Here is a 4,377-nt window from a genome sequence, read left to right on the forward strand (position 1 = left end):
AGCACCTGCAGGCATACATAGACGCTCATCTACGCATAGAAGGACAACGATGAAACCAGCAACAACACATCAGTACCAAGGCATGACTAAGGCCGCAATCGTCTCTGCAATACGCAAGGAGTGGATGGTCTCGTCAAGGAAATTTGCTGCTATCCAACGCTCTGCTGAGCGGGTGCTGCTCGACTCTGGACGATGGAAGACACTGATCCGCTGTACTCACTGCCAGCAGTCGTTCGACCGGAGTGAGATTCAGTGTAATCACCTCGATATCGTCGGCGTACTGGAATCCACCAAGCCAGAAGACATCGCTGCATACCGTAAGCGCATGTTCTGCCCGGTAGGCCGACTAGAAGCCTGCTGCATCCCATGCCACCGACAACACACTAAACAACAAAGGAATACACATGACAAAGAAGGTGCCCCAACTTAATCAAGCTGAGTCAGACCGTAGCATCAAGCGCATCAAACAGCTACTTGACACTGATTTGACCTACAAAGAGATGGCCGACAAGCTGAACAGCGAAGGTTTCAAAACTATCCGCCTAGCTCAGTGGACAGCTCTGAACATCAGGCAAGTAATCTGGAAGCTTCGTCACCAAGAACGCTCCTGGTACGGTCTCTCAGCAACTCGCGCAGCATTGGTTGTCTCTGCCAATTAAATTCTGGCAAGTAATTGATATCACCTAAATCCACGCTGGAATGGACTTCTGCCAAAGGCAGACAGTGACTAGAAGAGCCAGCTATAGGTACGAGCAGACACGACATTCCATGAATGTTAGCCTCGTCCCACTAAATAGGTCAGCCACCTCGGGCAACCGACCTATTAGCAGAAAACTTCGTACTCAGTGATTTGACCGTCTGGATTGCGAAGGCAAAGGCGTTTCCCTGCGTCATGCTGAGCAATGATGCTCTCGTACAAACGAAGAGCATTCTTCATCACTTCCGCGTAGGAAGTCGCCTCTGTCTTGTCCTTCAACAAATTCAGGCGCTCGTAAGACCTCTCTGCCAGCTCAAGCTGGACCCGAGTTGTCTTAGTCATTTTCTTTTGCATTTTTACCCTTGGGGTGCTCTGTAGCCACCTTGACTGCAACATCAAGAAGCTGGCCATGGAGTGACGCATCGCCAGTGACGGCGGCGTAAATCCCTGACAACAAAATCAGTGTAAATACCGCTGCAACGGACAAAACTTTCCAGTCCGCAAACAGGCCGGATTTCTTCGACTCCTGTTCTTCAGAGGTAGTGACTTCAACTTCAATAGTCACCGTCATTTCTTGTGCTGGATCGAAATCCTGACCTACTTTTACCTTGTACTTCATGAAGCATCCTTTGAGTAAAGGACACTACAGAAAAGCTCGCTAGTCCTACTTTTGATCCACTTTTCAACGTCTCACAACTGTTCTTCTGCAGTTGTCTATTTATACATACCGCGCATTTGTTACGTAGGATTAGCGCGTTGTGAGACAGCGGATCATCTGCTCCTAGAGCATGTTTCTAGGGTTAGAAATTCTGTGTTCAGTAATGTGCAGCTGGACGGGTGAGTGGTTGCCATTTAAAGCTCCTAAGTAAGATCGATCAGATAAATGTTTCTAAAGTACTTCCCAACAAATTCCCGCTGTTGTTGACTATTTTTTGCGGGACTGCGCTATTGCAGTGGTACCACTGTACTCCATAGTCGAGATAAATGCAAGCTAAATTTAATCACCATATCATCAAAATTTGAGTGTTGTTGAATTGTCATTTTTTCCTCTATCTTTAAACCCTGCTCTAGCCGTAGTACCGCTGCAGCACCAAATACCCTATCAAAAGTCTTGTCAAACCCACCCTAGTGATATAGTATCACTATGTTTAGAATTCAAATATAGGATGCGGTATGGCAATCTATGGGTATGCAAGAACCTCCTCGGCTCATCAGGTAGCAGGTCTTGACGACCAAGTAGCCAAACTCCGCGAAGCCGGCTGCACTGACCAAACCATCTACCGTGAACAAATCAGCTCTGTTCGGATGGAAGAACGAGTCGAATTCAGTAAGGTACTAAACAAGCTTTCAAAGGGCGATGTCCTGGTGTTCACTAGTCTGTCCCGCGTAGCTCGTTCAATGGTTCATATGATGGAAATTGAAGCCGTTGTAGCTGCTGCTGGCGCTTCTATCCGAATCCTGGATATGAATGTGGATACCAGCACGCCGCAAGGGCGTCTGACCTTCAATCTGTTTGGTTCTATCGCTCAATTTGAGCGTGAAAACATGCTGGAACGTCAGAAAGTAGGGATTGCTGCTGCTAAGGCCGCAGGCAAGTACAAAGGTCGTGCACCGACAGCGCAAGCCAAGGCAGGCAAAGTCCTGGCACTTGCCGCCAAGGGACTGACCAAGCAACAGGTAGCCGATGCAGTAGGTATCGGTGTAGCCTCTGTCTATCGCATTCTCAGCGACGCCAAGAACGCCGCGTAAGCAGTCCATGTCCAAGACCCCAATAGAAGCCCTTGCAAAGCTCACCTCTAAGCGCAAGCCAGCACCAGCGACAAAGCCGCAGACCAAGGCTGCTCCTGTTCCTCAATTGACGCTGCCCTTGTGGCCTGATTCGGTACGGGGTATCCCGAATGCAGTCCTACGTGGTGCCTTGTTCACAGTGAATCAACGACGAGACACGTTCAAGAAACTGACCCTGTTGACTGCTGTAGAAGGCGTGGAAATACGCTACCGCGGGGAGCGCCTGAACCAGACCGATCTGGACGTGTATGAGATGTTGCTACACCTTGCCAGAGCACAGCCGTTGGGCAACCGCGTTGAGTTCAGCACCAATGCACTGCTACGAGAGCTAGGACGTAAGACAGGAAAGTCGCAGCATGACCAGCTGCACGAAGAACTGACTCGGCTACGTAGTGGCACAGTAGATATGCGTTGGACCGAGGACAAACGCGGGTTCTTCGGAGGGCTGATCGTTAAGGGCTATAGAGATGAGACTTCTGGACGCTATGTCGTACACCTGGAGCCGGACATCATGAAGATGTACGAGAACGGCTATAGCCATATCAATTGGGCACAGCGTAAGGCACTAGGAAGCAACAGCCTCGCTAAATGGGCACATGGATTTTTCAGCACCCATGCAGCGCCGTACCCATACAAGGTGGTCACGATCAAAGAACTGTGCGGCTCGACAGTTGAGAGGCTTGGCGACTTCCGTAAGATGCTCAGATCGGCCCTGGACAACCTAGTAGCCGTAGGCGCTTTGCTCGACTGGGAAATAGATGAGAACGACCTGGTGCATGTGAAGAGAGTCCCAACCGCCAGTCAACAGAAACACATCGTTCGACAGACAAAGTCACGGCATTTGACTCCCGATAAGCGCTGATGTTTTTTTGTGCGTGAACTATTTGCCTACGGCATTTGACTCCCGACACTACGGCATTTGACTCCCGACACTACGGCATTTGACTCCCGGTTGACCCCGGTTTTTCATAGGGAAAACGGAGAATGCTAATAGTCTTCTAATATTCTTCTAATACCGACCACTGATCTCACACTGTGGACAAGTGGAAACACTCGGATATTTCGCGTATTTACCCCCGCCCTTTACAGCTATGCCAGAACCTGTACTTACCCATCCTGGCGCTATCGTGCCCCTATGGCACTATCAGAAGCTATAGAAATCACGCTATGGTTTAGCAATACCTGGGTTCTGTACGAGATGGCATAGATTTTTCTACCCCAAAAACCGGTTTTGCAAGGAAGAAGTACGCGCAAGCTACTGACAAGGCCCATGCAACAGGTTTACAGGCTCTTGAAGGCGTTGAAACGCATAGGACTAAGAGGAATCAAGGTTTGGAAATTTAAACGCTGTTAGAAGCGTCTACGCTCATGGAAAGCGTTACAAACTTGACAGGTGGGCCTCGAGATGTTACAATGTAGTTAGTCAAGACAGAATGTCTCAAGACGAAGTATAAATCAGTTTTATAAGAACTGTCAAGCAAAATCAAAAATCCAGAGCATTCACGCCCTGGTCGCCTTCACACCCGCTTCTAGGGTTGTCCTTTGTCCACCTACCTTAGCTGTTCGACGGTAGGTACGGTCTCGTTCCGACATTGTGAAGAGTCAGTATTCCCCCCGGAAGGAATGGTATGCCGGGGCGGTGCAAGCCAAAAGCCAAAGCAAGTGCCTAGTGCCCCTTCCCAGAGGCTGCATCGTGAGCGTCTACCCAAAACGAAACAGACGCATTCCTGACCCCGTCCCAACCTTAGCGCAGTGGAAAAAAGCACTGAAAGGCATTGGCACGGCAGTAGGGGAGGGGAGGATTCCGTCTGTAGTAGCACCTGCAGGCATACATAGACGCTCATCTACGCATAGAAGGACAACGATGAAACCAGCAACAACACATCAGTACC

5 protein-coding genes are annotated in these 4,377 nt (G+C 49.5%); 3 read left to right on the forward strand and 2 right to left on the reverse strand.

Going from position 1 to position 4,377, the window contains the following annotated elements:
• Positions 1-404: 404 nt before the first annotated feature.
• A complete protein-coding gene (locus QUB44_RS30150; protein WP_333373447.1) occupies positions 405-659 on the forward strand; it encodes a hypothetical protein in 255 nt (84 codons plus the stop codon).
• Positions 660-823: 164 nt separating this feature from the next.
• On the opposite strand, the gene QUB44_RS30155 is transcribed toward QUB44_RS30150, so the two are convergent.
• Together QUB44_RS30155 and QUB44_RS30160 are read right to left on the reverse strand one after the other, a co-directional pair.
• Positions 824-1,039, reverse strand: coding sequence for a hypothetical protein (locus QUB44_RS30155; RefSeq protein WP_333373450.1), 216 nt, complete (start codon positions 1,037-1,039; stop codon positions 824-826).
• Positions 1,032-1,316 (reverse strand): hypothetical protein, encoded by a 285-nt coding sequence (locus QUB44_RS30160; protein ID WP_333373452.1) that lies wholly within the window; start codon positions 1,314-1,316, stop codon positions 1,032-1,034. The genes QUB44_RS30155 and QUB44_RS30160 overlap by 8 nt, the downstream gene beginning before the upstream one ends.
• Positions 1,317-1,870: 554 nt before the next feature.
• Between QUB44_RS30160 and QUB44_RS30165 the strand changes: the two genes are divergently transcribed.
• Both QUB44_RS30165 and trfA read left to right on the forward strand, forming a co-directional pair.
• Positions 1,871-2,446: a recombinase family protein gene (locus QUB44_RS30165; protein WP_333373454.1), complete on the forward strand. Its 576-nt coding sequence runs from the start codon at positions 1,871-1,873 to the stop codon at positions 2,444-2,446.
• 7 nt (positions 2,447-2,453) lie between these two features.
• Positions 2,454-3,347 (forward strand): plasmid replication initiator TrfA, encoded by an 894-nt coding sequence (trfA, locus tag QUB44_RS30170; protein WP_333373456.1) that lies wholly within the window; start codon positions 2,454-2,456, stop codon positions 3,345-3,347.
• The last annotated feature ends 1,030 nt before the right edge of the window (positions 3,348-4,377 follow it).

It is taken from the genome of Microcoleus sp. AT3-D2 (genome assembly GCF_036705715.1).
Taxonomy (GTDB): Bacteria; Cyanobacteriota; Cyanobacteriia; order Cyanobacteriales; family Microcoleaceae; genus Microcoleus.

What these genes read in the sequence shown, in the direction of transcription:
- QUB44_RS30150 (WP_333373447.1), top strand. Translation starts at nt 405, where the DNA reads ATGACAAAGAAGGTGCCCCAACTTAATCAAGCTGAGTCAGACCGTAGC.
- QUB44_RS30155 (WP_333373450.1), bottom strand. Translation starts at nt 1,039, where the DNA reads ATGACTAAGACAACTCGGGTCCAGCTTGAGCTGGCAGAGAGGTCTTAC.
- QUB44_RS30160 (WP_333373452.1), bottom strand. Translation starts at nt 1,316, where the DNA reads ATGAAGTACAAGGTAAAAGTAGGTCAGGATTTCGATCCAGCACAAGAA.
- QUB44_RS30165 (WP_333373454.1), top strand. Translation starts at nt 1,871, where the DNA reads ATGGCAATCTATGGGTATGCAAGAACCTCCTCGGCTCATCAGGTAGCA.
- trfA (WP_333373456.1), top strand. Translation starts at nt 2,454, where the DNA reads ATGTCCAAGACCCCAATAGAAGCCCTTGCAAAGCTCACCTCTAAGCGC.